Consider the following 3198-nt stretch of genomic DNA (forward strand, 5'->3'; position numbering starts at 1 on the left):
CAACACATAAAGTAAACCGGTACAAAAATTGCGTCAGATAAGGGCCGGCAGGGCGCAAAATAAGATACGGTTAAGGGCATGGCCTCACATAAAACAGAAAGTGTGAGCGGGCATATAACAGTGCCTTTGTTAGACATTGAAATAATCAAAATCATTTAAGATGAATCCCATAATTCAAACTCATTTTACAGCTGACCCTACTGTACTGGTCTATGGCGATACAGCCTGGTTATATACGGGACATGATGAGCCTCCAGATGGTGTAGATGACTATGTAATGAAGGACTGGCTCTGTTTTTCCTCGCGTGATCTGCAGAGCTGGCAGGAGCATCCGTTGCGCCTTAAGGCCACTGATTTTAAATGGGCCAGCGGAGATGCCTATGCTTCCAGGGTCATTGAGAGGAACAATAAATTTTATTGGTATGTCGCCGTTTCGCATGCTTCCATTCCGGGAAAGGCAATAGGTGTTGCCATTTCAGATCATCCTGCCGGGCCTTTTACAGACGCCATAGGCCGGGCATTGATATCCGGAGACATGGTCCCATCGACCGGCAATGAGAAGGCCAATCTGGATCCTACCGTGATCACAGACACTACGGCCAGGCATATATTGTGTGGGGCAATAAAGACTGTTTTATAGCAAAGCTGAAAGATAACATGACCGAACTCGAAGGACAGGTAAAAAGCATCGTCCTTCCCGAATTTAGCGAGGGCGCGAGCCTGCACCGTCATGGAGATTGGTATTACCTCTCTTATGGATATGGTATGCCTGAAAAAGTAGCGTACGCCATGTCCAAAGCGGTTAGCGGTCCGTGGGAATTTAAAGGGATCATCAACGAGGTACCGGAAAACTGTGAAACCAACAGACCAGCGATCATCAGATTTAAGGGCAAAAACTACTTTTTTTACCATAACGGGAAGCTAAAAAATGGCGGAAGTCACCGGAGATCTGTATGCATCGATGAATTGCATTACCGCCCCGACGGGACTATCGTGCCCATTATAATGACAGATAATGGTATATTTCGGGTTTAAAATTTAATTCATTATGAGAAAGATTATTCTGAATCTGGCCGTAACCCTGGATGGGTTTATTGAAGGGCCAAATGGTGAGATTGACTGGATTACAGGCGATACTCAGACAGATTTTGCGGACATCATCAACGACATCCTGGTTGGCATTGATGCGATTTTCTATGGCAGGATCAGCTATGAACTCTGGGGCAGCTACCGCCCAGAAGAAGGCAGTCCAAAATTGAAGGAAGCCTACGAATTGCTGCACAGTAAGAAAAAATATGTGTTCTCTACCACAATGGCTGATGACGGCAAGGCCACGATAATCAGGTCGGACATTAAAGAAAAAGTGCAGGAAATACTAAAGCAGCCTGGCGAGAACATTTGGCTCTATGGTGGCGGGAAACTGACAACAACCTTTATTAATTTCGGACTCATAGATGCTTACAGGCTGGCCGTTTATCCGGTGATCCTGGGTTCAGGAAAACCCCTGTTTGAGAATATAAAAGACAGGACCAATCTAAAACTGATTGATGTAAAGCACTCTGAAAATGGCATATTGCTGCTGAATTATGAGACCAGACGCTGATTGTGTTTGTCAGAAAGCCAGAAAGAAATCCTTTAACAGGTGTTTATAAGCCCTGGTATATACACCTTCTGCTTCGTAAATACAGAATCGCTCCTGCTCCAATGGAGTACTGCCTCGCCCCAGGCAAATGATCTTCCTGATCACTGGTTTACCGGCATCAGAGCAAATGCTGATCTCTTTAAGGAGTGTCAGGTTTTGCGTACGGGCTTTATCGACCACAAAATCAGCCTGTTTTACCGGCAGGATCAGCCACAGCAGACCTTCAGCACTCAAAATGGTTCCTGCCTTTTGTACCAATGCCTCAAAGAAACTTTCATCGGCATGGCGAGCCATACTTTTTCTGCCTTCAGGATTCTTCAGATCTCTGACGAAAAAGGGCGGGTTAGAAATGATCAGGTCGTATTTTTTTGGGGTATCGTACGCTTCCATCGAGGTATGGACAGCGTGCAGCCTGCAGGCAAAGGGAGATGCGATGAAGTTTTTTTGCGCCCGCATTGCTGCCGGTTCATCTATCTCTACAGCGTCAACTAAAGCACCCGGGAAACGCTGGGCCATCATCATAGCGATCACACCAGTCCCGGTCCCGATATCGAGTATATGCAAGGGATTGCTGTGCTGAGCTATGGCAGCCAGCAATACGCCGTCGGTATTGATCTTCATGGCGCAGTCCCGCTGTTCTACCTCGAATTCTTTAAATCTAAAAACGCCGCCCATTTCTTTGCTTTATTTTGCCTGCCGATCTGTATTTTACTGTCTATAGAACAGAACCTGCTTGTGGTACCGTATACAAACTGCGCCAAATGTAATGAAAATGTAGAATCTTGCTGCAACCACCGATTCTGAGGTTCTGCTATCAATAAAAGCCTACAGATAATGCTGCTGATAGTCCCCATTTTAAAATTTAAAAGCTAAATTTGCATCTTCAAAAAAAAAGCATGATTTATTTCTTCTTAGGCCAATCCGATACGGTTTTCGCTTTACAAATAGAACGAAACCTCTCTTCAACTGATATCACAAAACTAGAATGGCTGTTTGGCGGTGCGCAATTGCAAAAAGAAAGCACTTTAACCGGCTTCTTTGTTGGTCCGCGCGCAGCAATGATTACTCCCTGGAGTACCAATGCGGTAGAGATCACTCAAAACATGGCTATTGAAGGGATCATCAGGATCGAAGAGTTTCAGAAGGCAGAAGAAGATTTTGCTGGCTATGACCCTATGCTTTCGCAGAAATATACACAGCTGGATCAAAGCATTTATACCATAAATATACAGCCTGAGCCGATATTGCAGATCACAGATGTGGCTGCGTACAACAAACAGGAAGGGCTTTCACTGAGTGATGATGAAGTTCAGTACCTGGAAGGCCTTGCGGAAAGACTGGCCAGACCACTTACCGATTCTGAAGTATTTGGTTTTTCTCAGGTGAATTCAGAGCACTGCCGCCACAAGATCTTTAACGGCAAATTTGTGATCGACGGCGAAGAAAAACCAACTTCACTTTTCAAGCTGATCCGCAAAACATCGGAAGAAAATCCAAATGATATTGTCTCTGCCTACAAAGATAACGTTGCTTTTATAAAAGGCCCTGTAGTGCAG

4 protein-coding genes and 1 pseudogene are annotated in these 3198 nt (G+C 45.0%); 4 read left to right on the top strand and 1 reads right to left on the bottom strand.

What is annotated here, in order from left to right; genetic code table 11:
• Positions 1-160 precede the first annotated feature (160 nt).
• From VK541_RS25780 to VK541_RS03640, 3 genes are read left to right on the top strand one after another with little or no spacing between them, the layout of a single operon-like run.
• On the top strand, positions 161-640 hold the full coding sequence (locus VK541_RS25780; RefSeq protein WP_414692601.1) for a family 43 glycosylhydrolase: 480 nt from the start codon (positions 161-163) through the stop codon (positions 638-640).
• 17 nt (positions 641-657) lie between these two features.
• Positions 658-1035, top strand: a complete 378-nt coding sequence (locus VK541_RS25785; protein ID WP_414692602.1) for a family 43 glycosylhydrolase — start codon at positions 658-660, stop codon at positions 1033-1035.
• 13 nt (positions 1036-1048) lie between these two features.
• A complete protein-coding gene (locus VK541_RS03640) occupies positions 1049-1603 on the top strand; it encodes a dihydrofolate reductase family protein (RefSeq protein WP_324367023.1) in 555 nt (184 codons plus the stop codon).
• Positions 1604-1612: 9 nt separating this feature from the next.
• Here VK541_RS03640 and VK541_RS03645 read toward each other — a convergent pair whose 3' ends face one another.
• Entirely contained in the window at positions 1613-2317 is a 705-nt protein-coding gene (locus VK541_RS03645) for a tRNA1(Val) (adenine(37)-N6)-methyltransferase (RefSeq protein ID WP_324367025.1), read from the bottom strand.
• Between the two features lie 221 nt (positions 2318-2538).
• Between VK541_RS03645 and VK541_RS03650 the strand changes: the two are divergent.
• Positions 2539-3198 (top strand): annotated as a pseudogene (locus VK541_RS03650) (phosphoribosylformylglycinamidine synthase); the annotation flags it as partial.

Source organism: Pedobacter sp., assembly GCF_035317785.1.
Lineage (GTDB): Bacteria > Bacteroidota > Bacteroidia > Sphingobacteriales > Sphingobacteriaceae > Pedobacter.

Excerpts from the sequence above, each read along its gene's own strand:
- VK541_RS25780 (WP_414692601.1), top strand. The coding sequence starts at position 161 with ATGAATCCCATAATTCAAACTCATTTTACAGCTGACCCTACTGTACTG.
- VK541_RS03640 (WP_324367023.1), top strand. The coding sequence starts at position 1,049 with ATGAGAAAGATTATTCTGAATCTGGCCGTAACCCTGGATGGGTTTATT.
- VK541_RS03645 (WP_324367025.1), bottom strand. The coding sequence starts at position 2,317 with ATGGGCGGCGTTTTTAGATTTAAAGAATTCGAGGTAGAACAGCGGGAC.
- VK541_RS25785 (WP_414692602.1), top strand. The coding sequence starts at position 658 with ATGACCGAACTCGAAGGACAGGTAAAAAGCATCGTCCTTCCCGAATTT.